Here is a 21357-nt window from a genome sequence, read left to right as displayed (position 1 = left end):
CCCCCCCCCCCCCCCCCCCCCCCCCCCCCCCCCCCCCCCCCCCCCCCCCCCCCCCCCCCCCCCCGCTCCCACATTTTGATCCGGTTTCAGTTCGGCATTTGGGTGTCGGTCAAGTCTTCATAAGGGTTAGAATCCCCGCCTAGCCCAGAGTATGTACTTATGTCCCAAGAGCTTTCCGCCGAACAGATCCAACAGGCCCTGCAAGGCATCAGCGTGCCGCCCCAGCCGCAAATCATGGTGGATTTGCAGATGGAGCAATACATGCCCGACCCGGACCTGGAAGTGATCGCGCGATTGATCTCCCAGGACCCGGGCCTGTCCGGTGCATTGCTGAAAATCGTCAACTCGCCGTATTACGGCCTGAGCAACAAGATCGCCTCGATCCAGCGCGCGGTGAACCTGCTGGGCAGCCGTTCGATCATCAACCTGATCAACGCGCAGTCGATCAAGGGCGAGATGAGCGATGACACCATCGTCACCCTCAACCGCTTCTGGGACACCGCCCAGGATGTGGCGATGACCTGCCTGACACTCGCCAAGCGCACCGGCTCGCAAGCCGTCGACGAGGCGTATGCGCTGGGCCTGTTCCACGATTGCGGCGTGCCGCTGATGCTCAAGCGCTTCCCCAACTACATGGCGGTGCTGGAAGAGGCCTATGGCAATGCCGGCCCCGACTGCCGTGTGGTCGACACCGAGAACAACGCGTTCAACACCAACCACGCGGTGGTCGGCTACTACACCGCCAAGTCCTGGCGCCTGCCGGAACATGTAACCGACGCCATCGCCAACCACCACAACGCCCTGGCGATTTTCAGCGATGAGTCGTCGCGCAACTCTCAGCTGAAAAACCTGCTGGCGATCCTGAAAATGGCCGAGCACATCTGTTCGTCGTACCGGGTGCTGGGCAACCAGGCGGTCGATCATGAATGGAATGCGATCGGGCATATGGTGCTGGACTACGTGGGCCTGTCGGACTACGACTTCGAGAGCATGAAGTTGTCGATCCGCGAACTGGGCGCGCACTGACCCTTCCTTCAAGAGGTACACATGCCCGAGTTACCAGAAGTCGAAACCACCCGGCGCGGGATTGCGCCGCACCTGGAAGGCCAGCGGGTCAGCCGCGTGGTAGTGCGCGAGCGACGCCTGCGCTGGCCGATCCCGGAAGACCTGGATGTGCGCCTGTCCGGGCAGCGCATCGTGCTGGTGGAGCGGCGGGCCAAGTACCTGTTGATCAACGCCGAAGTCGGCACCTTGATCAGCCACCTGGGCATGTCGGGCAACTTGCGGCTGGTGGAAGTCGGCATGCCGGCAGCCAAGCATGAGCACGTGGACATCGAGCTGGAATCGGGTATGGCCCTGCGCTACACCGACCCCCGGCGCTTTGGCGCGATGCTCTGGAGCCAGGACCCGCACAACCATGAGCTGCTGATTCGCCTGGGGCCGGAGCCGTTGACCGACCTGTTTGATGGTGAGCGTTTGTTCCAACTGTCCCGCGGCAAGTCGATGGCAGTGAAGCCATTCATCATGGACAACGCGGTGGTGGTGGGGGTGGGCAATATCTACGCGACCGAGGCACTGTTTGCGGCGGGGATCGATCCGCGTCGCGCGGCTGGAGGGATTTCTCGGGCGCGTTATTTGAAGCTGGCGATCGAGATCAAGCGCGTACTGGCCGCCGCTATTGAGCGGGGTGGCACGACGCTGCGGGACTTTATCGGTGGCGACGGGCAGCCGGGCTATTTCCAGCAGGAGCTGTTCGTCTACGGCCGCGGGGGCGAGGCGTGCAAGGTCTGTGGGACCGAGCTGCGCAATGTGGTGCTGGGGCAGCGGGCGAGTGTGTTTTGCCCCAAGTGCCAGAGCTGATTGCCAGGTGATGGCTGTTGCCGCCTTCGCGAGCAAGCCTGCTCTCCCATTCGACCGCATTCTCATTTTGGAACTTGGTCAACTGTGGGAGCGGGCTTGCTCGCGAAGAGGCCCTTACAGTCACTAAAGAATCTCAGGCCTTGCCGGTAATCAACCGGTACTTGGCCATCAACTGCTCTTCCGTTTCCGGATGGGCTTCATCCAGCGGAATGCAATCCACCGGGCACACTTGCTGGCACTGAGGCTCGTCGTAGTGGCCGACGCACTGGGTGCACAGGTTCGGGTCGATCACGTAGATCTCTTCGCCCTGGGAAATCGCAGCGTTCGGGCACTCGGGTTCGCAGACGTCGCAGTTGATGCAATCGTCGGTGATGATCAGGGACATGGAAACTCCTGCCAGGGCTGTCAGCCAAGGCATCTGAAAACTAATGCGCGCAATTGTGCCGCATTGGCGCCCGCAGTGCGAGTGCACATGAACTGCGGCCAACTGGCATGCTGACCTGTAGCGAGCGGGCTTGCCCCGCGTCAGCTGCGAAGCGGCCCCGGAACAGGCGGCTGTGCGCTGGCTGAAACTACGCGGTGGCTTTATTCGGGCCGCTTCGCAGCCCAACGCGGGGCAAGCCCGCTCGCCACAATAAGCCCGCTTACAGAAACTACTTCTTGAAACGCAGTGTCAGCGCATCGGCCACGGCCGGGTGCACGAACTTGGTGATATCTCCGCCCAAAGCGGCAATTTCACGGACCAACGTCGAGGAAATGAACGAATAACGCTCCGACGGCGTGAGGAACAGGCTTTCCACGTCCGGTGCCAGTTGGCGATTCATGTTGGCCAGCTGGAATTCGTATTCGAAGTCCGACACCGCACGCAGGCCACGCAGGAACACATTGGCGTTCTGCTCTTTGGCGAAGTGCGCCAGCAATGTGGAAAAGCCCACCACTTCCACGTTGGGCAGGTGCTTGGTGACCTCACGCGCCAGCTCCACGCGCTGTTCCAGGGGAAACAGCGGGTTTTTCTTGGGGCTGGCCGCGACCGCGATGATCACATGGTCGAACAAGCGTGAGGCACGTTCGACCAGATCGCCATGGCCTTTGGTAATCGGGTCGAAGGTACCTGGGTACAACACTCGGTTCATCGCGTCGTCCTGGCGGAGTCCGTTGGGGAACCGGATGGTATCGCAGCCGTCCCGGTCGGCCAAGTCAACTTATGCAGAAGAAAGCACTATAGACATGGCGAATAGCGTGTTTTTTCACGCCGTTTTCAGACGTTCGGCCAAGGCTGTCGCCAGTTGCGCGGTCAATCCATACACCGACAATTGCGGGTTGGCCCCAATGCTGGTGGGGAACAACGAGCCATCGTGGATCGACAGATTGCGCAGTTGGTGATGACGGCCAAGGCTGTCGGCCACCGCATTTTTCGGGTCTTCACCCATGGCACAACCGCCCATCACATGGGCGCTGCCCAGGCAGGTGCGGTGCAGTTCCAGGTTCAGCCCTTCGATCAGCGTGCGGGCTTCGCCCAGGCTCGTCACGTAGCGCGCATCGTGGTGCAGCGGCTTGACCGACTTGGCTCCCGCCGCGAACTGGATCTCGGCCATGCTGTGAAAGGCGCGACGCAGGCCGTCCCAGGCGTACGCCGATACCTGATAGTCGAGCACTGGGGTGCCATCGCCGCGCAACTCCACGCTGCCGCCCGGGCTGTCGGGGTGGAAACCGTCGCGCAGCAGGGCCAGCATCGCGTGGGTGTTGGGCAATTGCTTCATGTCCAAGGCGTTCTGCGTGCCGTAGCCGCCGAGCAGGGTGCTGGCGAGTGCCGGGTGCAGCGGCGGCGCCTCAAGCTTGTAGGACATTTTGCCGGTGGTGCCGTCCTGCCATTGAAAATGGTCGGAGTAGATTGACTGCGGCGCGCCGTAAAACGGGTTGATCACCTCCTCGAACAGCCCGGCGGAGAAATTCACCAGGTGCAGGAAGGTGCGCTTGCCCAGCCGCGAATGCGGGTCCGGGGCATCCGAGCGCATCAGCAGGGCAGGGCTGTTGATGCCGCCGCCGGCCAGCACGTAATGCTTGGCCTTGACCGTGATTTTGCGGCCAGTCGGTGCCACACAGCGTTCATCCATCGCCACGCATTCCAGGCTGCTGATGTGGTCGCCGCTGTAGAGCAGGCGTTCGGCGCGAGCCAGATACAGCAGTTCGCCGCCTTTCTCCAGCGTCGAGGGGATGGTGGTTACCAGCATCGACTGCTTGGCGTTGACCGGGCAGCCCATGCCGCAATAGCCCAGGTTGAAGCAGCCGCGCACGTTGCGGGGGATCACATGCCAGCTGTAGCCGAGCTTCTCGCAGCCTTTGCGGATCACGTCATTGTTGGCATTGGGCGGCATGGCCCAAGGGGCGATCCCCAGGCGTTGCTCCATTTTTTCGAACCAGGGCGCCATTTCGGCACTGCTGTGGCCCTTCACCGCATATTCGCTGGCCCAGTGGGAAAGTGTCGCGTCCGGCGTACGAAAGCTGGAGGTCCAGTTGATCAGCGTGGTCCCGCCCACCGCGCGGCCCTGCAGGATGGTGATTGCGCCATCTTTGCTCATGCGGCCGATGCCTTCCTGGTACAGGCTGGTGTAGGCCTCGTCCTCGAGCAGCTTGAAGTCGCTGCTGGTCTTGAGCGGGCCTTCTTCGATCAGCAACACCTTGTAGCCGGCGGCGCTGAGGATCTCGGCGGTGGTGCCACCACCGGCGCCGCTGCCGATGATCGCTACGTCGGCCTCCAGGGTCAGATCGTTGTCGAGGGCGGCGCCATTGTGGGTTTTCCAGCCACGGGCCAGGCCGTCGCGGAACAGATCGGGTACGGGCATAGACAGGCACTCTTATTGTTATACGAAGTTGCAGTCAGTGTGGGAGCTGGCTTGCCTGCGAAAGCGGCCTGCCTGCGGGTACAGCTCCCACGTTGGAGCGGGTTATCAGGTAGGGCTAGACCTTGGGCGGGCCCGGATAGCCGCAATGCGCCCAGGACTGCGGGCGGAAGTACCACGACATGATTACCAGCTTGAGCAGCGAGCCCTGGCCCATGCGCAGCAGGTTGAGATAGCTGTTTTCCCAGCGGTGCAGGAAGTTGCGGATCTGCTCCGCGCTGGCGTTTTCCCAGCTGCCCCAGATGCCGGTCAATGGGCCACGGGTGATGCCCATGCCCAATACGTCGAACAGTTGCTGGGTGAGCTTGAACATTTCCGGTGACAGGTGCTGCAGGCTGTAGTCGAGTTTTTTCAGGGTGTCTTCAATCCCGGCGACCACCTCTTGGGCGCTCGCCGCGCCTTCGAGCAACACCGGGATTACCGCGCGCAAAAACGGCAGGTCACTGCTGCGCAGCATGGCAAAGCCGCTGGCCGGGGTGCTGCTGGAGCAGCCGCTGAGGCTGGCGCCGAGCCCGGCCGTGGCCAGGAAAGCACTGGCGCACAAGCCGATTTTCAATACGCCGCGCCGCGACAGCGCGGGTGAATCAGTCAGGCTAGGGTTCATTGTTATTGTTATCCCGAGAGTGGCGGAATCAGCGAACGAACAGCTTCTGGATCAACTTCTGGATGGCTTTGCCGTACGGCGGGTAGATCAACTTGGCCGCATTGAGGCGCTGTTTCACCAGCACGCCCTTGGCTTTGCTGAACGTGAGAAAACCTTCGTGGCCGTGGTAGTGGCCCATGCCCGAGGGGCCGATGCCGCCAAAGGGCATGTCATCCTGGGCCACGTGCAGCAGGGTGTCGTTCAGGCACACGCCGCCGGAATGAGTCTCGTGGAGTACGCGATTCTGCTCGCCCTTGTTGTAGCCGAAGTAATACAGGGCCAGTGGGCGAGGCCTTTCGTTGATGTAGGCAAATGCCTGGTCGAGGCCGCGATATGGCACGATCGGCAGCACCGGGCCGAAGATCTCGTCCTGCATCACGGTCATGTCATCGCTGACATTCAGCAACAGGCTGTGGGCCATGCGCCGGGCCTGGCCCTGGTCGTACAAGGGGACCAGCGTGGCGCCCTTGTCGGTGGCGTCCTTGATGTAGGCATTCAGTCGGGCCAGTTGCCGCTCATTGATGATGGCGGTGTAGTCCGGGTTATCGGTTAACGTCGGATAAAACCCGCGCACGGCCTTGCTGTAAGCCTCGACGAAACCCTCAACGCGATCTTCCGGCACCAGCACGTAGTCTGGCGCCACGCAGGTTTGCCCGGCATTCAAGGCCTTGCCGAAGGCGATTCGTTCGGCGGCATCCTTGAGTGGCACATCGGCAGACACGATGGCCGGCGATTTGCCGCCCAATTCCAGGGTCACCGGCGTGAGGTGTTCGGCCGCGGCGCGCATCACATGCTTGCCGATGCTGGTGGCGCCGGTAAACAGCAGGTGATCGAAACGCAGCTTGGAGAACGCCATGCCCACTTCGGCTTCGCCGAGCACTACGCACACCAGGTCCTCGGGGAAAATCTTCGCCAGCAGCGCCTTGAGCAACTCGCCGGTGGCCGGTGTGGACTCGCTGAGCTTGAGCATCACCCGGTTTCCGGCGGCCAACGCCCCGACCAGGGGGCCAATGGCCAGGTACAGCGGGTAGTTCCAGGGCACGATCACCCCGACTACGCCCAGCGGTTGGTAGATCACCTTGGCTGAAGCCGGCTGGAAGGCAATGCCTACAGCGCGACGGGAAGGTTTCATCCAGCCCTTGAGGTGTTTGCTGGCGTAGTGAATGCCATGCAGGCTGGGCATCAATTCGGCGAACAGGGTTTCGTCTGCACTGCGGTGGCTGAAGTCCTGGCTGATCGCGTCGATCAACGACTGGCGTTCGTCACTGAGCACATCACGCAGAGCCTTGAGCCACTGCTGGCGCTGCGCCGCCGGCGGCATCGGGTTGGCGGCATAGGCGCGGCGTTGCGCGTCGAACAGGTCCTGGAGATGATCCAGCGCCTGGGAATCTTGCAGATAGGCAATGTTGGCAGACATGGCGCAGTTCCCGATTGTTATAGGTCTGCGTGGATTTTTAGAGTCATTGCTCTAAATTGTCAAATAACATTGCAGCAACATGCAGATTTATCCTGGCAAGGATAGGCCGTAAGATGCCCCATCACGTGTTTAGAAGCTGATCCCCTATGGCACCACGAGTAAAGACCAGCGAGCGCATTGTGCAAACCAGCCTGGAGCTTTTTAACCAGCAGGGCGAGCGCAGTGTGAGCACCAATCATATTGCCGCCCATATGGAAATTTCGCCGGGCAACCTGTACTACCACTTCCCCAACAAGCAGGCGATCATCGCCGTGTTGTTTCGTGAGTACGAAGCGTTGGTGGACAGTTTTCTGCGCCCGCCCCAAGGCCGCGCCGTGACCGTCGAAGACAAGCGCTTTTACCTGCAGGCCGTGCTGGCCGGCATGTGGCGCTACCGCTTCCTGCACCGCGACCTCGAGCACTTGCTGGAAAGCGACCCGGAACTGGCGACTGGCTACCGACGGTTTTCCCAGCGCTGCCTGATCCAGGGCAATGCCATTTACCAGGGGTTTGTCGATGCCGGCATCCTCAACATGGACCCGGTGCAGACCGAGGCCCTGACCCTCAATGCGTGGATTATCCTCACCTCGTGGGTGCGGTTCTTGTGCACCACCAATGAAAACTCCGCCCATTTGAGCGCCGAAGCCATCAAGCGCGGGGTCTACCAGGTGCTGGTGCTGGAGGCCGGGTTCGTCACGCCCCAGGCGAAAGACGCGGTGGATGCCCTGTTCAAAGAGTTTTACGTGCCGTTGAATCAGGCACTGGAAGAAGTGAAGTAGGACCTTTCCCGAATCTGTTCACAGGAGTCCGTCATGCCGCTTGCCCAACTGATCAGCCCCCAGCAATTGGCCGAGCGCCAGAAGTCGGCCGGGCTGGTGATCCTGGATTGCCGTTTTGCCTTGGAAGACCCGGACTACGGGCTGTGCAGCTATGCCGAAGGGCATATTGAGGGCGCGCAGTACGCCGACCTCGAGCGCCATCTCAGCGGCCCGGTGACCAAGGGCGTGACCGGTCGTCATCCGTTGCCGGTGGCGGACACCTTTGCCCGGCAATTGCGCGCCTGGGGTATTAACGCCGACACCGATGTCGTGCTGTATGACGACGGCCCCGGCGCCTTTGCTGCCCGCGCCTGGTGGTTGCTGGCCTGGCTGGGCAAACGTGACGGCGTGTTTATGCTGGACGGCGGCCTCAAGGCCTGGCACGCCGCCGGTTTCCCGCTGAGCCTGGACGCGCCGGTGGTCGAGCCGGGTACCTTCGCCGGGACGCCGGACAACCGCCTGGTGCTGGATGCCGAACACCTGCAAAAACGCCTGGGCCAACCGGGCCTGACCTTGATCGATGCCCGCGCCCAGCCACGTTTTCGCGGTGACGTGGAACCCATCGACCCGATCGCCGGGCATATCCCCGGCGCGCAGTGTGCGGCGTTCACCGAAAACCTTGGCGGTGATGGCCGTTTCCTGCCAGCCGACCAGCTCAAGCAACGTTTCGCCGCTCAATTGCAGGGGCGTCCACCGGAGGAGTTGGTGGCGTATTGCGGTTCAGGGGTGACGGCGTGCCACAACCTGTTCGCCCTGAGCCTGGCGGGTTACCCGTTGGGCAAGTTGTATGCGGGGTCGTGGAGTGAGTGGATTACCGATTCGCAGCGTGAAATTGCTACGGGCGACTGATTCGGTTGCGGTGTGAGCAGCATCGAGTGTGGGAGTTGGCTTACCTGCGATGAGGGCGTGTCAGCGAGCGGATAATCGGCTGACACACTGCTATCGCAGGCAAGCCAGCTTCTCCATGTTCAGCCGTGTTGTGCCAGTAGCCACTGAGGGATTCGGCGTTCGAGGTAATAACCCGGGCGCTTCAGCGAGCCGTCGACAAACCCCACATGCCCACCCTTTGCCGTCAGCTCAAACTCGGTGCACTCCGATAACTCGCTGGCCTCGGGCAGGCTATGGGCGAATACAAACGGATCATCGGCGGCCTGGATGATCAGCGTCGAGGTGCGGATCGATCCTAAGTAGTAGCGGCTCGACGCGCGGCGGTAGTAGTCCTCGGCACTCAGGAAACCGTGCAGTGGCGCGGTGACCCGCCCATCGAAGTCCCAGAACGTGCGCATCTTCTCCAGTGAGCCGAGGGCTTCCAGGGTTTTCAGCCCGTCTGCCCGGCCATCCTGTAAAAAACGGCTTTGCTTGACGCGGATATACGCGAGCATTTCACGCATGAAGTGCTTTTGATAAACCCGCGAGAAACCCAGACCGATCCGGTCCGCACACTGGTCCAGCCGAAACGGCACCGACACCGCCGCCGCGCCGTGCAAACCGGAGGCTTCACCGGTTTCGCCCAAGTGTTTGAGCAGCACATTGCCCCCCAGCGAATAACCCACTGCATACAGCGGCGCCAACGGCCGTTTCGCGCGCAGGTGGGCAATCGCCGCGGCCAGATCCTCGCTGGCGCCCGAGTGATAGCTGCGTGCCAACAGGTTTGGTTCGCCGGAACAGCCACGCCAGTTCAAGGCGGCACTGGCCCAGCCTTGAGCCGCGAGGACTTTTTGCAGGCCGGCCACATAGGGGGAATTGGATGAGCCGGTCAGCCCATGCAGCACCAGCACCAATGGCGCCTGCGCGTCATGCGGGCCATGCCAGTCGAGGTCCAGAAAATCGCCGTCTTCCAGCCACAGGCGTTCGCGCTGGCGTTCGATATGGGTAGTGGGGCGCCATAGCGGCCCCCACAGGGTTTGCAGGTGAGGGTTGCCGAGGCCGAAGGCGGGGGTGAACAGTTCGGAGGACGGTGTCATGAAACTCTCAGTCTGTGGCGAGCGGGCTTGCACCCGCGTCGGGGTGCGAAGCGGCCCCAACACGAACGCCGCATTAATTCAGTTAGAGCACCGTCGCGGTTATGGGGCTGCTGCGCAGCCCGACGCGGGGCAAGCCCGCTCACCACAACAAGCCCACTCACCACAACAAGCCCACTCACCACAGCAAGCCCGCTCACCACGACAAGCGTGCTCGCCACAACAAGCCCGCTCATCACAACAAGCTTGCTCGCCACAGATTAAGCGACGCTGTCGACCAACCGATGCCACAACGCGTAATACACCCGACCGGACTTCTGCTCGCGGTGCAGGCGCCAGGCGCCAGGCAAGCCGAGGGTTGACGGCGCGGTCTCGCTTTCAGTGTAGATCCACGCATCCGCCGCCAGCCATTGGCGCTCTTCGAGCAAGGTGCACACGGCGGGCAACAGGTTCTGGTTGAACGGTGGGTCGAGGAATACCACGTCGTATTCGCTTGCCGGCTGGGTTTCCAGATAGCGCAGCGCGTCGGCGGTTTGCACCTGGCCGTTGGTGCAGCGCAGGGTGCCGAGGTGCTCCTTGAGGCTGGACACCGCCACATTGCTTGCATCCAGCGCCTGGGCCTGGGCTGCGCCACGGGACAGCGCCTCGAGGAACAATGCGCCGCTGCCGGCAAACGGATCCAGCACTTTGGCCCCGCCGATATACGGCGCGAGCCAGTTGAACAGGGTTTCACGCACGCGATCAGGCGTGGGGCGCAGGCCGACGACGTCGGGGAAGCTCAGCTTGCGGCTGCCCCATTCGCCACCAATGATGCGCAGTTGGCCCACACCGTTATGCACGTTGTGGACAGGTTTTTTCGGGCGAGATGAACTGGCCATTAATGCTCCGGAACCCCGAGCGGCTGCTCGGCGGGTTTGTCAGTGGGGGGCGGTAGTGGCTTTTGCGCAATCGTCGGGCCGGCGGTCACGATGACCATCTTGTCGGCGCTCAAGTGTTTGTTCATGGCCGCCTTGACCTGCTCTACGGTCAGGGCCTGGGATTGTTTCATGAAATCTTCAAGATAGCTCAGCGGCAGGTTGTAGAAACCCATCGCGCCCAGTTGTCCGACGATGTCCGCGTTGCTGGCGGTGGACAATGGGAAGCTGCCGGCCAGCTCACGCTTGGCGTCGTCCAGTTCCTTCTGTGTCGGGCCGGTCTTGAGATAATCGGCCAGCACGTCCTCGACCAGGCGCAGGGTGCCACCGCTCATTTCGGCGCGGGTCTGCAGGTTGATCATGAACGGGCCGCGCACCTGCATCGGCGAGAAACCGGAGTACACGCCGTAGGTCAGGCCACGCTTCTCGCGCACTTCGCTCATCAAGCGCGTGCCGAAACCGCCGCCGCCGAGGATCTGGTTGCCCAGGGACAGGGCTGCGTAGTCCGGATCGGCGCGGTCGATGCCCAGTTGGGCGAACAGCAAGTGCGTCTGCTTGGACGGGAACTCGATATGGCTCAGGCCCGCCTTGGGTTCGGTCGGCTGGGCAATCTTGGCCAGCGCCGGGCCCTTGGGCAACGACGCCGAGACCTTGGCCGTCATGGCTTCGGCTTCGGCGCGGGTCAGGTCGCCGACCACGGCGATCACCGCATTACCTGCTGCATAAGCCTTGGCGTGGAACGCCTGCAACTGCGCGAGGGTAATCTTCGGGATGCTTTGCGGCGTGCCTTCGCTCGGGTGCGCGTACGGGTGATCGCCATACAGGCGCTTGAACAGCTCCAGGCTGGCCAGCTTGGCGGGGTTCTGCTTCTGGTACTCGAAGCCGGCGAGAATCTGGTTTTTGATCCGCACAAGAGAGTCGGCAGGGAAGGTCGGCTTGCCGATCACCTGGTCGAACAGTGCCAGGGCGGCGTCGCGTTTATCGCTGTCGCTGAGGCTGCGCAGGGATACCAGAGCCATGTCGCGATAAGCGCCATTGCCGAAGTCGGCGCCCAGGCCTTCAAAACCGCTGGCGATCTGGCTGACGTCCTTGCCCGGCACGCCTTCGTTGAGCATGGCGTTGGTCAGCAGTGCCACGCCTGGGGTGTTGCCGTCCTGGCTGCTGCCGGCGGCGAACAGGATGCGCATGTCGAACATCGGCAGTTCATGCGCTTCCACGAACAGCACCTTGGCGCCTTCGGCGGTGGTCCAGGTCTGCACGTCGAGCTTGCGGTTGGTCGGCGCCTTGCCGTCCAGCTCCGCCAGCGATTGCAGCGTGTTGGCCGATTGCGCCGTGTCCAGCGCCTGGCTGGCCATCGAGTCGCTCGGGCGCAGGAAATACACGGCACTTGCCGCGATCAAGGTGACGACGATCAAGCCCGGCAGGACCAGGCGGCTGCTTTTGCGATCACTCATGAGCGGTCTCCTCAGGCATAACATGGGCGACGCTCAGACGTTCGCGGGTGAAATAGGTGCGCGCGGCTTTCTGGATATCTTCCGGGGTCACGCTTTGCAGGTCGGCCAGTTCGGTGTCCATGAGCTTCCAGGACAGCCCCACGGTTTCCAGCGAGCCGATGGCTGTGGCCTGGCTGGTGATGGAATCGCGCTGATAGACCACGCCGGCGATCACTTGGGCGCGGATGCGCTCCAGTTCTTCGGCGGTCGGCGGTTTGGACTTCAATTCTTCCAGCAGGCGCCACAGGCCCGCTTCGGCTTGGGCAACGGTCTTTTTCTTCTGCTGGTTCGGCGTGGCGGTCAGGGTGAACAGGCTGTCGCCACGGGTGTAGGCGTCGTAGCTGGTGGATGCGGCGGAGACCAGCTCCTCACCGCGCTCCAGTCGCTCCGAAATACGCGCGCTGTAGCCGCCGTCCAGCAGGGCCGAGATCAGGCGCAGGGCTTGTACCGAGCGCTTGTCTTCGGCGGTGGCCAGGCCCGGGACGTTGAAACCGAGGATCACGCTCGGCAGTTGGGTCTGCACACGCATCGTCAGCAGGCGCTCGCCAGGCTCGGCCAGCTCCATCGGGATCTTGGCGGGTGGCACGTCGCGCTTGGGAATCGGGCCGAAGTAACGCTGGGCCAGGTTTTTCACCTCGTCCGGGGTCACGTCGCCGACCACCACCAGGGTGGCGTTGTTCGGCACATACCAGGATTGGTACCAGTGGCGCAGCTCTTCGACCTTCATGCGGTCCAGGTCGGCCATCCAGCCGATGGTCGGCGTGTGGTAGCCGCTGGCGGGGTAGGCCATGGCCTTGAAGCGCTCGTAGGCCTTGGACATTGGATTGTCGTCGGTGCGCAGGCGGCGCTCTTCCTTGATCACCTCGATTTCGCGGCTGAACTCGTCGGCCGGCAGGCGCAGGCTGGCCATGCGGTCGGCTTCGAGCTCGAAGGCAACACCCAGGCGGTCACGGGCCAGCACTTGGTAGTAGGCGGTGTAGTCATCGCTGGTGAAGGCGTTTTCTTCGGCGCCCAGGTCGCGCAGGATCAGCGACGCTTCGCCGGGGCCGACCTTGGCGCTACCCTTGAACATCATGTGCTCCAGGGCGTGGGACAAACCGGTCTGGCCCGGGGTTTCGTAGCTCGAACCGACCTTGTACCAGACCTGGGAAACCACCACCGGCGCGCGATGGTCTTCGCGCACGACCACCTTGAGGCCGTTATCCAGGGTGAATTCGTGGGTGGGTTGTGGGTCGGCAGCCAGGGCTGAGAGAGGCAGACAAACTGTGCTGAACAGCAGGCCTGCGGCGTGGCGGGCTAGAGCATTCATTCGTTTTTAAACCTGTTGGGCTGCCCGCTTGGTCTTAGCGTCGGCGGGCGAGGAGGTGCTAGGATACTGATCGGATTTAAGGACGGCCACTGCGGCAGTCGTGTTGAGGCCGTTTTAGGCCTTACGAAATGTTGCGCATGAACGAGCTGGCTAAAAAACAGTCTGTTACGCATCGAATTTTATTTACCGACGCCCCCCAGGCGCGTCGCTACCTTGAGATAGCCGTCTCCATGTTTGGTTCCAACGACGACAAGAAGACCCCAGCTGCGGCTGGCGAGAAGAAAGGCCTGTTCGGATGGCTGCGCAAAAAACCGCAGGAAACCCCCGTCGCCGAACAGCCGCAGGTTCCAGCCGAACCGATCCCGAACCCTATAGTAGAAGCCGAACCGGTTGCCGAAGCGCCGGCGCCGGTGGTATTGCCGATGGCCGAGCCGGTGCTGCAGCCGCTGGCCGAGGTTGAGCCAGAGCCAGAGCCGCAACCAGAACCCGAGCACAAGACATGGCCGCAATTGCCGGTGGCCGAAGAGCCCGTGGCACTGGTTGAAGATGTACAGGCCGAACATGTGGCGCCGCCGATTCCGGTGGTCATTGAGCCGCAGCCGGTTGCCGTAGAAGCGCCAGCACCGGCACCGGTGGTGGTCGAGCCAGTGTCTGCCGCCCCTGCCGTCATCGAAGAGCCTGCCGCGCCTGCCGAAACCAGCAAGACCGGTTTCTTCGCCCGCCTCAAGCAAGGCCTGAGCAAAACCAGCGCCAGCATCGGCGAAGGCATGGCCAGCCTGTTCCTGGGCAAGAAGGTCATTGATGACGAGCTGCTGGAAGACATCGAAACCCGCCTGCTGACCGCCGACGTGGGCGTCGAAGCCACCGCGGTGATCATCCAGAGCCTGACCCAGAAGGTCGCGCGCAAGCAGTTGACCGACGCCGATGCCCTCTACAAATCCCTGCAGGCCGAGCTGGCAGCGATGCTCAAGCCGGTGGAAGCGCCGCTGGTGATCACGCCGAACAAGCCGTTCGTGATCCTGGTGGTCGGTGTCAACGGCGCCGGCAAGACCACCACCATTGGCAAGCTGGCGAAGAAGCTGCAGTCGGAAGGCAAGAAAGTCATGCTCGCTGCCGGCGACACCTTCCGTGCCGCTGCCGTGGAGCAGTTGCAGGTCTGGGGTGAGCGCAACAAGATCCCGGTCATCGCCCAGCACACCGGCGCCGATTCCGCCTCGGTGATCTTCGACGCCGTGCAAGCCGCCAAGGCCCGCAACATCGATGTGCTGATCGCGGATACCGCCGGTCGCCTGCACACCAAAGACAATTTGATGGAAGAGCTGAAGAAAGTCCGCCGCGTGATAGGCAAGCTCGACGCCGACGCGCCGCACGAAGTGCTGCTGGTGCTCGATGCCGGTACGGGCCAGAACGCCATCAGCCAGGCCAAACAATTCAACCAGACGGTGCAACTGACCGGCCTGGCATTGACTAAGCTCGACGGCACGGCCAAGGGCGGTGTGATTTTCGCCCTGGCCAAACAGTTCGGGTTGCCGATTCGTTATATCGGCGTCGGTGAAGGTATCGACGACCTGCGCACTTTTGAAGCCGAACCCTTTGTACAGGCACTGTTTGCCGAGCGGGAGCGTTCATGATTCGATTCGAACAGGTCGGTAAACGCTATGCCAACGGGCATGTCGGCTTGCATGAGCTGAGCTTTCGAGTACGGCGGGGCGAGTTCTTGTTTGTCACCGGCCACTCTGGCGCCGGCAAAAGTACCCTGTTGCGCCTGCTGCTGGCCATGGAACGCCCGACCACCGGCAAACTGCTGCTGGCCGGCCAGGACCTGGCCACCATCAGCAATGCACAGATTCCGTTCCTGCGCCGCCAGATCGGCGTAGTGTTCCAGAACCACCAGTTGCTGTTCGATCGCACGGTGTTCAACAACATTGCCTTGCCGCTGCAGATCCTCGGGCTGTCCAAGGCCGAGATCGTCAAGCGCGTGGATTCGGCCCTGGAGCGCGTAGCGCTGTCGGACAAGACCGACCTCTACCCCGGCGACCTGTCCACCGGCCAGCAACAGCGCGTCGGCATTGCCCGCGCTATCGTCCACCGTCCGGCCTTGCTGCTGGCGGACGAACCGACCGGCAACCTCGACCCGCGCCTGGCGGCCGAGATCATGGGGGTGTTCGAAGACATCAACCGCCTGGGCACCAGCGTGCTGATCGCCAGTCACGACCTGGCCCTGATCGCGCGTATGCGCCATCGCATGCTGACCCTGCAGCGCGGCCGCCTGATCGGTGACGGGGAGGCCGGCGTATGAGTGCTACACGCAGCCCCAAGGTGTCCGAACGCGTGGCACCGAAACCGGCCGATCCGCAGCCGAAAAAGAAAAAACACGACGAAGACGACGGTCCTGACTTCAGCACCTTGCTGCGCGCCTGGATCGAAAGCCACCGCGCCAGCCTGCTTGACAGTCTGCGTCGCCTGGGCAAGCAACCGATCGGCAGCTTTTTCACCTGCCTAGTGATGGCCGTGGCCCTGAGCCTGCCGATGGGCCTGTCGCTGCTGCTCAATAATGTCGAGCGCCTGGGCGGCTCCTGGCAGCGTGCGGCGCAGATTTCGCTGTACCTGAACCTGGATGCGAGCGCCAAAGACGGCGAGACCCTGCGCGATGACATCAAGAACCTGCCGGGTGTGGCCGATGCCGAGTACATCAGCCGCGACCAGGCCCTTGAGGAGTTCCAGCAGCAATCCGGCCTGGGCGAGGCGCTGAAGGAGCTGCCGCAGAACCCACTGCCGGGCGTGGTGCTGGTGACGCCGAATGAAGTCGACAAGCCGGCGCTGGAAGCCCTGCGACAAAAGCTCGCAGAGCTGCCCAAGGTACAACAGGCGCAACTTGATCTAGTCTGGGTCGAGCGGCTGGCAGCAATTCTCAAGCTGGGCGACCGGTTTGTGTTCGGCCTGACGGTGTTGTTGGTGTCTGCATTACTTTTGGTGATAGGTAATACCATTCGTCTTCATATTGAAAACCGTCGCACCGAGATAGAAGTGATTAAACTGGTCGGCGGCACGGACAGCTATGTGCGTCGGCCTTTTCTGTACATGGGCGCGCTTTATGGCTTCGGTGCCGGGATTTTGTCCTGGGGTGTGCTGGCGTTTGGCTTGAACTGGCTGAACGACGCGGTAGTCGGGCTTGCCGGCTTGTACGGCAGTGATTTTGCCCTGGCCGGCGTGCCAGTGGCCGATGGTCTGTCGCTCTTGCTTGGCGCGGTCCTGTTGGGGTATATCGGTGCTTGGATTGCGGTCGCACGGCATTTACGTGAGTTGGCGCCGAAGTAGTTAATGTCAAGGTAATGTGGTTTCGTTTGTATTGACCGTATCAGTGGTTTAGGGAACTTGTCCTACGGTTCCCGGTCAATTTTCGCAGTGCTGAACTGCACGAGTTATGTGAGTCGGAGGTTTTTTCGTATGACCACTTCTTTGCAACCTGCTTATGCTTTGGTCCCGGGTGCGAACCTGGAGGCCTATGTGCACACGGTGAACAGCATTCCATTGCTGACACCGGAGCAGGAGCGTGAACTGGCCGAGAGTCTCTACTATGAGCAGGATTTGGGGGCGGCTCGGCAGATGGTGCTCGCCCACCTGCGTTTTGTCGTACATATCGCCCGTAGCTATAGCGGCTACGGCCTGGCCCAGGCTGACCTGATCCAGGAAGGCAACGTCGGTCTGATGAAGGCTGTAAAGCGCTTCAACCCGGAAATGGGTGTGCGCCTGGTGTCGTTTGCTGTGCACTGGATCAAGGCGGAAATCCACGAGTTCATCCTGCGCAACTGGCGCATCGTGAAAGTCGCGACCACCAAGGCCCAACGCAAGTTGTTCTTCAACCTGCGCAGCCAGAAGAAACGCCTGGCGTGGCTCAACAACGAGGAAGTCCACCGCGTGGCCGAAAGCCTCGGCGTGGAGCCGCGTGAAGTGCGCGAGATGGAAAGCCGCCTGACTGGCCATGACATGGCGTTCGACCCGGCCGCCGAAGCGGACGACGACAGTGCTTTCCAATCGCCGGCCAATTACCTGGAAGACCACCGGTATGATCCGGCCCGTCAACTGGAAGACGCCGACTGGAGCGACAACTCCAACCACAACCTGCACGAAGCGCTGGAAGTGCTGGACGACCGTAGCCGTGACATCCTCTACCAGCGCTGGCTGGCGGAAGAAAAAGCCACGCTGCACGACCTGGCGCAGAAGTACAACGTGTCGGCCGAGCGGATTCGTCAGCTTGAGAAAAGCGCGATGAACAAGCTGAAGTTGTCGATCGCCGCCTAAAACGCTGCGAAAAGCCAAAAAAATGCCCCGATCGAAAGATTGGGGCATTTTTGTTTGTGCGCAAAACCCAGAGCCTCACGCAATCCCTTGCAGGCGCTGGCTTGCCAGCGATAGCGGCCTGTCATTCGCCAAAGGATGAGATGACCAGTTCAAGCAGGCTCCTCCGGTTTTGTAGGGTCTCAGTCGGACCACGGCGCCTTGCGGGAGTTATTCAATTCCACCAAGTAACCATCCCCACCCAACTGGCTCATCTGCTGGCGAATCCACGCGGCTCGCCGTGCCACATAGGCGGTCGGATGGCTGGCACTCCACACCCGAGGGTTGGGCAGCACCGCCGCCAGGTAGCTGGCCTGCTGACGGGAGAGTGCCTTGGCACTCACCCCAAAGTGATGCCGCGCGGCAGCCTCGGCGCCAAACACGCCTTCATCCCATTCCACGCTGTTGAGGTACACCTCAAGAATCCGCTGTTTGGGCCAAAGCACCTCGATCAACCCGGTAAACCAGGCCTCCAGGCCCTTGCGCAGATAACTGCGGCCGGCCCACAGGAACAGGTTTTTCGAGACCTGCTGGCTCAGCGTACTGGCGCCACGGATCGAACCACCGCGCTCGTTGTGCAGGATCGCTGCCTGGATCGCGCCGAAATCAAAGCCCCAGTGTTGCGGGAAACGCTGGTCTTCACCGGCCATCACCGCCACTTTCAGGTCATCGGAGATCTGGTCCCACGGCACCCAGGTACGTTGCAGGTCAATCGGCTCACCGTCGAACCAGGATTCGACCTTGCGCTCCACCATCAACGCGGTGAAGGGTGGCGGGACGACACGAAACAGCAGCACCAGCAAGACACTGCCGATGGCGAACCATTTCACGACTTTGAGAAAACGATTGAAGAGGAGACGCAGCATAGAGATGGCTTGGCCGAACCCGTTGAGCGGGCCATTATACAGACCCGGCCCTTTGAGTCTGACTGGAGTTCCTCATGCTGCGTGGTTTTCTGATGTTGGCTGCCTTTTTCGGCTTCACCGGTGTTGCCCTCGGCGCCTTCGCCGCCCATGGCCTGAAAAACCGCCTGAGCGCCGACTACCTGGCGATCTTCCATACCGGCGTGACCTATCAGCTGGTACACACCCTGGCACTGTTTGGCGTGGCGCTGCTGGCCGCACATATTCCTGGCCGGTTGGTCGGCTGGGCGGGCATCTCCTTTGCCGTCGGCATCCTTTTGTTCTCCGGCAGCCTGTACGTGCTGACCCTGACCGGCATCAGCAAACTGGGGATCATTACCCCGTTCGGCGGGTTGGCGTTTCTGCTCGGCTGGTTTTTCCTTGGTCTCGCTGCCTGGCGCTTGCAGCTGACCGCTTGACGCTTGGAGCTGACCTTTGGGTCCCAATCGGGCTAGAATACTGGCCCCTAAAAACGATGGCGGCCCGTGGCATGCGCATTCAGTTGAACGGCGAATCCTTTGAACTGCCCGACGGTGAAACCGTTGCGGCCCTGCTGACCCGTCTGGACCTGACCGGGCGTCGCGTCGCAGTGGAGCTCAACCTGGATATCGTCCCGCGTAGCCAGCACGCCGAGACCGCGCTCACCGAAGGTGACCAAGTCGAAGTGGTCCACGCCATCGGCGGCGGCTAGCCCGTCCGGCGCCTGTGCGCCACCGCGTATTCTGCAGAACCTCACCCACACAGAGGATTTCCCATGAGCATCGTTCGTAGCGACAAGCCCTTCGTCCTGGCCGGTCGTACCTACCAGTCCCGCCTGCTGGTCGGCACCGGCAAGTACCGCGACATGGAAGAAACCCGCCTGGCCATCGAAGCCTCGGGTGCCGAGATCGTCACCTTCGCCGTGCGCCGCACCAACCTCGGCCAGATCGAAGGCGAGCCAAACCTGCTCGAAGTGCTGTCGCCGGATCGCTACACCTTCTTGCCCAACACCGCCGGTTGCTACGACGCCATCGAGGCTGTGCGCACATGCCGCCTGGCCCGTGAGCTGCTCGATGGCCACAACCTGGTGAAGCTGGAAGTGCTGGCCGACCAGAAAACTCTGTTTCCCAATGTGATCGAAACCCTCAAGGCCGCCGAAACGCTGGTCAAGGAAGGCTTCGACGTGATGGTCTACACCAGCGATGACCCGATCATCGCGCGCCAACTGGCAGAAATCGGCTGTATCGCCGTGATGCCGCTGGCCGGCCTGATCGGTTCCGGCTTGGGCATCTGCAACCCGTACAACCTGCAGATCATCCTCGAAGAAGCCAAGATCCCCGTGCTGGTGGATGCGGGCGTGGGCACTGCCTCCGACGCCACCATCGCCATGGAGCTGGGCTGCGACGCGGTGCTGATGAACTCGGCCATCGCTCACGCCCAGCAGCCGATCATGATGGCCGAAGCCATGAACCACGCCATCGTCGCGGGCCGCCTGGCCTATCTCGCCGGTCGCATGCCGAAAAAACTCTACGCCAGCGCCTCTTCGCCGCTGGATGGTCTGATCAAGTAAGAGCCATTGATGACTGAATCAAACGAAACGCCGAACACCGTGGACGAAGGTGACGAGTCCAAGCACCGCCGCATCAAGAGTTTTGTGATGCGTGCCGGGCGCATGACCGAAGGCCAGCAAAAGGGCCTGGAGCAGGGCACGCCACTGTTCGTCCTGCCGCTGGCCGATGCGCCGGTGGACTACGACCACGTCTTCGGCCGTTCGGCCCCGCGCTCCCTGGAAATCGGTTTCGGCATGGGGCACTCGCTGCTGGAGATGGCTGCCGCCTCGCCGGAGCAGGATTTCATCGGCGTGGAAGTACACCGTCCGGGTGTCGGCGCGCTGCTCAATGGCGTGCTGACCCAAGGCCTGACCAACCTGCGGGTGTATGACTGCGACGCGATCGAAGTGCTCAACCGCTGCATCGCCGACAACAGCCTGGATCGCCTGATGCTGTTCTTCCCCGATCCATGGCACAAGGCCCGTCACCACAAGCGCCGCATCGTCCAGGCGTCCTTCGCGGAACTGGTGCGCAGCAAGCTGAAAGTCGGCGGTATCCTGCACATGGCCACCGACTGGGAGCCGTATGCTGAATACATGCTGGAAGTGATGAACGTCGCCCCTGGCTACCGCAACCTGGCCGAAGACGGCAAATGCGTGCCACGCCCGGCCGAGCGGCCGATCACCAAGTTCGAGCGCCGCGGCGAGCGGCTTGGGCATGGTGTGTGGGATTTGAAGTTCGAGAAGCTGGCTTAATCAGCTGGAAACCTGAAGTGCAATCAACTGTGGGAGCTGGCTTGCCTGCGATAGCATCACCTGGGTATCACTGATACACCGAGGTGCCTGCATCGCAGCCAAGCCAGCTCCCACAGTTGTTTTGCGGTGCGCTCTAAATCAGCGGCGGTCCGCAACTACGCCAATCAATACCAGCACCACCACCAGCACTGGTGCGAGGCTGTAGTTATTGAACTGGCTCAGCCCCCGCACGATCCACGGCGTGGCGTAGATCAGCGCGGCGCCGCTGCCGATCATGCACACCAGGGCCATCAACGGCACGCGCAATGCCCCGGCGATGCTGCCCAGGCGCGCTTCGACCCAGCCTTTGATATCGGCGCCAAATAACACCAGCAAACAGCCGACCAGGGCCAGGGAGATTTCCGACAGGTTGCTACGGCTCCAGCGGGATACGGTGGCGAGCAGGTCGAGTACCAGATCCATTCGATTTCCTTAGAGCG

At 62.0% G+C, this 21357-nt stretch carries 23 protein-coding genes; 12 read left to right on the top strand and 11 right to left on the bottom strand.

Annotated elements, in window-relative coordinates; translation table 11 throughout:
• Positions 1–213: 213 nt before the first annotated feature.
• Together AC07SI_RS21595 and mutM are read left to right on the top strand one after the other, a co-directional pair.
• Positions 214–1026: an HDOD domain-containing protein gene (locus AC07SI_RS21595; protein WP_177343930.1), complete on the top strand. Its 813-nt coding sequence runs from the start codon at positions 214–216 to the stop codon at positions 1024–1026.
• Positions 1027–1047: 21 nt separating this feature from the next.
• Positions 1048–1860 (top strand): bifunctional DNA-formamidopyrimidine glycosylase/DNA-(apurinic or apyrimidinic site) lyase, encoded by an 813-nt coding sequence (gene mutM, locus AC07SI_RS21590; RefSeq protein ID WP_065902194.1) that lies wholly within the window; start codon positions 1048–1050, stop codon positions 1858–1860.
• A 133-nt stretch (positions 1861–1993) separates the two neighbouring features.
• Here mutM and AC07SI_RS21585 read toward each other — a convergent pair whose 3' ends face one another.
• From AC07SI_RS21585 to AC07SI_RS21565, 5 genes are all read right to left on the bottom strand, one after another.
• A complete protein-coding gene (locus AC07SI_RS21585; RefSeq protein WP_017139475.1) occupies positions 1994–2245 on the bottom strand; it encodes a YfhL family 4Fe-4S dicluster ferredoxin in 252 nt (83 codons plus the stop codon).
• A 268-nt stretch (positions 2246–2513) separates the two neighbouring features.
• A complete protein-coding gene (coaD, locus tag AC07SI_RS21580) occupies positions 2514–2993 on the bottom strand; it encodes a pantetheine-phosphate adenylyltransferase (protein WP_003176711.1) in 480 nt (159 codons plus the stop codon).
• Between the two features lie 114 nt (positions 2994–3107).
• Positions 3108–4703, bottom strand: a complete 1596-nt coding sequence (locus AC07SI_RS21575; protein ID WP_495006471.1) for a GMC family oxidoreductase — start codon at positions 4701–4703, stop codon at positions 3108–3110.
• 115 nt (positions 4704–4818) lie between these two features.
• The gene (locus AC07SI_RS21570; RefSeq protein WP_106802377.1) at positions 4819–5364 is read right to left on the bottom strand and encodes a twin-arginine translocation pathway signal protein; all 546 of its coding nucleotides are present in this window, start codon (positions 5362–5364) and stop codon (positions 4819–4821) included.
• Positions 5365–5392: 28 nt separating this feature from the next.
• Positions 5393–6820 (bottom strand): coniferyl aldehyde dehydrogenase, encoded by a 1428-nt coding sequence (locus tag AC07SI_RS21565; RefSeq protein WP_495006470.1) that lies wholly within the window; start codon positions 6818–6820, stop codon positions 5393–5395.
• Positions 6821–6966: 146 nt separating this feature from the next.
• Between AC07SI_RS21565 and AC07SI_RS21560 the strand changes: the two genes are divergently transcribed.
• Entirely contained in the window at positions 6967–7638 is a 672-nt protein-coding gene (locus AC07SI_RS21560) for a TetR/AcrR family transcriptional regulator (protein ID WP_065902184.1), read from the top strand.
• Positions 7639–7671: 33 nt separating this feature from the next.
• A complete protein-coding gene (locus AC07SI_RS21555; RefSeq protein ID WP_495006469.1) occupies positions 7672–8526 on the top strand; it encodes a sulfurtransferase in 855 nt (284 codons plus the stop codon).
• Positions 8527–8645: 119 nt separating this feature from the next.
• Here AC07SI_RS21555 and AC07SI_RS21550 read toward each other — a convergent pair whose 3' ends face one another.
• The 4 genes from AC07SI_RS21550 to AC07SI_RS21535 all read right to left on the bottom strand — a co-directional run bounded on the left by AC07SI_RS21550 (position 8646) and on the right by AC07SI_RS21535 (position 13354).
• On the bottom strand, positions 8646–9641 hold the full coding sequence (locus AC07SI_RS21550; RefSeq protein ID WP_495006468.1) for a hydrolase: 996 nt from the start codon (positions 9639–9641) through the stop codon (positions 8646–8648).
• A 257-nt stretch (positions 9642–9898) separates the two neighbouring features.
• Positions 9899–10516 (bottom strand): 16S rRNA (guanine(966)-N(2))-methyltransferase RsmD, encoded by a 618-nt coding sequence (gene rsmD, locus AC07SI_RS21545; RefSeq protein ID WP_065902177.1) that lies wholly within the window; start codon positions 10514–10516, stop codon positions 9899–9901.
• The gene (locus AC07SI_RS21540; protein WP_120450351.1) at positions 10516–12006 is read right to left on the bottom strand and encodes a M16 family metallopeptidase; all 1491 of its coding nucleotides are present in this window, start codon (positions 12004–12006) and stop codon (positions 10516–10518) included. The genes rsmD and AC07SI_RS21540 overlap by 1 nt, the downstream gene beginning before the upstream one ends.
• Positions 11999–13354: a M16 family metallopeptidase gene (locus AC07SI_RS21535; RefSeq protein ID WP_262132648.1), complete on the bottom strand. Its 1356-nt coding sequence runs from the start codon at positions 13352–13354 to the stop codon at positions 11999–12001. Before AC07SI_RS21535 ends, AC07SI_RS21540 begins: the two co-directional genes overlap by 8 nt.
• A 230-nt stretch (positions 13355–13584) precedes the next feature.
• Here AC07SI_RS21535 and ftsY point away from each other — a divergent pair, with 230 nt between their 5' ends.
• The 4 genes from ftsY (at position 13585) to rpoH (ending at position 17656) form a co-directional block, all read left to right on the top strand.
• The gene (gene ftsY, locus AC07SI_RS21530) at positions 13585–14985 is read left to right on the top strand and encodes a signal recognition particle-docking protein FtsY (RefSeq protein WP_495006467.1); all 1401 of its coding nucleotides are present in this window, start codon (positions 13585–13587) and stop codon (positions 14983–14985) included.
• A complete protein-coding gene (gene ftsE / locus AC07SI_RS21525; RefSeq protein WP_003213784.1) occupies positions 14982–15653 on the top strand; it encodes a cell division ATP-binding protein FtsE in 672 nt (223 codons plus the stop codon). Before ftsY ends, ftsE begins: the two co-directional genes overlap by 4 nt.
• Complete coding sequence (gene ftsX, locus AC07SI_RS21520) at positions 15650–16672, top strand: permease-like cell division protein FtsX (protein ID WP_106802384.1); 1023 nt, start codon at positions 15650–15652, stop codon at positions 16670–16672. Before ftsE ends, ftsX begins: the two co-directional genes overlap by 4 nt.
• Before the next feature lie 129 nt (positions 16673–16801).
• A complete protein-coding gene (gene rpoH / locus AC07SI_RS21515) occupies positions 16802–17656 on the top strand; it encodes an RNA polymerase sigma factor RpoH (RefSeq protein ID WP_003176698.1) in 855 nt (284 codons plus the stop codon).
• Positions 17657–17835: 179 nt separating this feature from the next.
• Here rpoH and mtgA read toward each other — a convergent pair whose 3' ends face one another.
• Positions 17836–18558, bottom strand: a complete 723-nt coding sequence (gene mtgA / locus AC07SI_RS21510) for a monofunctional biosynthetic peptidoglycan transglycosylase (RefSeq protein ID WP_120450346.1) — start codon at positions 18556–18558, stop codon at positions 17836–17838.
• A gap of 74 nt (positions 18559–18632) precedes the next feature.
• On the opposite strand from mtgA, the gene AC07SI_RS21505 reads away from it, so the two are divergent.
• The 4 genes from AC07SI_RS21505 (at position 18633) to trmB (ending at position 20878) form a co-directional block, all read left to right on the top strand.
• Positions 18633–19013: a DUF423 domain-containing protein gene (locus tag AC07SI_RS21505; RefSeq protein ID WP_065902165.1), complete on the top strand. Its 381-nt coding sequence runs from the start codon at positions 18633–18635 to the stop codon at positions 19011–19013.
• A 71-nt stretch (positions 19014–19084) separates the two neighbouring features.
• On the top strand, positions 19085–19285 hold the full coding sequence (gene thiS, locus AC07SI_RS21500) for a sulfur carrier protein ThiS (RefSeq protein WP_032865944.1): 201 nt from the start codon (positions 19085–19087) through the stop codon (positions 19283–19285).
• Positions 19286–19348: 63 nt separating this feature from the next.
• Positions 19349–20143 carry a thiazole synthase gene (locus AC07SI_RS21495; RefSeq protein WP_015886353.1) on the top strand — a complete coding sequence of 265 codons (795 nt, stop codon included), beginning with the start codon at positions 19349–19351 and terminating at the stop codon, positions 20141–20143.
• 9 nt (positions 20144–20152) lie between these two features.
• The gene (gene trmB / locus AC07SI_RS21490; RefSeq protein ID WP_065902164.1) at positions 20153–20878 is read left to right on the top strand and encodes a tRNA (guanosine(46)-N7)-methyltransferase TrmB; all 726 of its coding nucleotides are present in this window, start codon (positions 20153–20155) and stop codon (positions 20876–20878) included.
• Between the two features lie 138 nt (positions 20879–21016).
• On the opposite strand, the gene AC07SI_RS21485 is transcribed toward trmB, so the two are convergent.
• On the bottom strand, positions 21017–21340 hold the full coding sequence (locus AC07SI_RS21485) for a DUF3392 domain-containing protein (RefSeq protein WP_016972961.1): 324 nt from the start codon (positions 21338–21340) through the stop codon (positions 21017–21019).
• Between the last annotated feature and the right edge of the window lie 17 nt (positions 21341–21357).

The sequence above is a fragment of the Pseudomonas sp. GW821-FHT05D12 genome (assembly GCF_059419825.1).
The sequence above is the reverse complement of the archived record's forward strand: the minus strand, read 5'-3'. Positions and strand labels throughout refer to the sequence as shown.

Coding starts and splice junctions, on each gene's coding strand:
- mutM (WP_065902194.1), top strand. CDS start 1,048: ATGCCCGAGTTACCAGAAGTCGAAACCACCCGGCGCGGGATTGCGCCG.
- AC07SI_RS21585 (WP_017139475.1), bottom strand. CDS start 2,245: ATGTCCCTGATCATCACCGACGATTGCATCAACTGCGACGTCTGCGAA.
- coaD (WP_003176711.1), bottom strand. CDS start 2,993: ATGAACCGAGTGTTGTACCCAGGTACCTTCGACCCGATTACCAAAGGC.
- AC07SI_RS21575 (WP_495006471.1), bottom strand. CDS start 4,703: ATGCCCGTACCCGATCTGTTCCGCGACGGCCTGGCCCGTGGCTGGAAA.
- AC07SI_RS21570 (WP_106802377.1), bottom strand. CDS start 5,364: ATGAACCCTAGCCTGACTGATTCACCCGCGCTGTCGCGGCGCGGCGTA.
- AC07SI_RS21565 (WP_495006470.1), bottom strand. CDS start 6,820: ATGTCTGCCAACATTGCCTATCTGCAAGATTCCCAGGCGCTGGATCAT.
- AC07SI_RS21560 (WP_065902184.1), top strand. CDS start 6,967: ATGGCACCACGAGTAAAGACCAGCGAGCGCATTGTGCAAACCAGCCTG.
- AC07SI_RS21555 (WP_495006469.1), top strand. CDS start 7,672: ATGCCGCTTGCCCAACTGATCAGCCCCCAGCAATTGGCCGAGCGCCAG.
- AC07SI_RS21550 (WP_495006468.1), bottom strand. CDS start 9,641: ATGACACCGTCCTCCGAACTGTTCACCCCCGCCTTCGGCCTCGGCAAC.
- rsmD (WP_065902177.1), bottom strand. CDS start 10,516: ATGGCCAGTTCATCTCGCCCGAAAAAACCTGTCCACAACGTGCATAAC.
- AC07SI_RS21540 (WP_120450351.1), bottom strand. CDS start 12,006: ATGAGTGATCGCAAAAGCAGCCGCCTGGTCCTGCCGGGCTTGATCGTC.
- AC07SI_RS21535 (WP_262132648.1), bottom strand. CDS start 13,354: ATGAATGCTCTAGCCCGCCACGCCGCAGGCCTGCTGTTCAGCACAGTT.
- ftsY (WP_495006467.1), top strand. CDS start 13,585: ATGTTTGGTTCCAACGACGACAAGAAGACCCCAGCTGCGGCTGGCGAG.
- ftsE (WP_003213784.1), top strand. CDS start 14,982: ATGATTCGATTCGAACAGGTCGGTAAACGCTATGCCAACGGGCATGTC.
- ftsX (WP_106802384.1), top strand. CDS start 15,650: ATGAGTGCTACACGCAGCCCCAAGGTGTCCGAACGCGTGGCACCGAAA.
- rpoH (WP_003176698.1), top strand. CDS start 16,802: ATGACCACTTCTTTGCAACCTGCTTATGCTTTGGTCCCGGGTGCGAAC.
- mtgA (WP_120450346.1), bottom strand. CDS start 18,558: ATGCTGCGTCTCCTCTTCAATCGTTTTCTCAAAGTCGTGAAATGGTTC.
- AC07SI_RS21505 (WP_065902165.1), top strand. CDS start 18,633: ATGCTGCGTGGTTTTCTGATGTTGGCTGCCTTTTTCGGCTTCACCGGT.
- thiS (WP_032865944.1), top strand. CDS start 19,085: ATGCGCATTCAGTTGAACGGCGAATCCTTTGAACTGCCCGACGGTGAA.
- AC07SI_RS21495 (WP_015886353.1), top strand. CDS start 19,349: ATGAGCATCGTTCGTAGCGACAAGCCCTTCGTCCTGGCCGGTCGTACC.
- trmB (WP_065902164.1), top strand. CDS start 20,153: ATGACTGAATCAAACGAAACGCCGAACACCGTGGACGAAGGTGACGAG.
- AC07SI_RS21485 (WP_016972961.1), bottom strand. CDS start 21,340: ATGGATCTGGTACTCGACCTGCTCGCCACCGTATCCCGCTGGAGCCGT.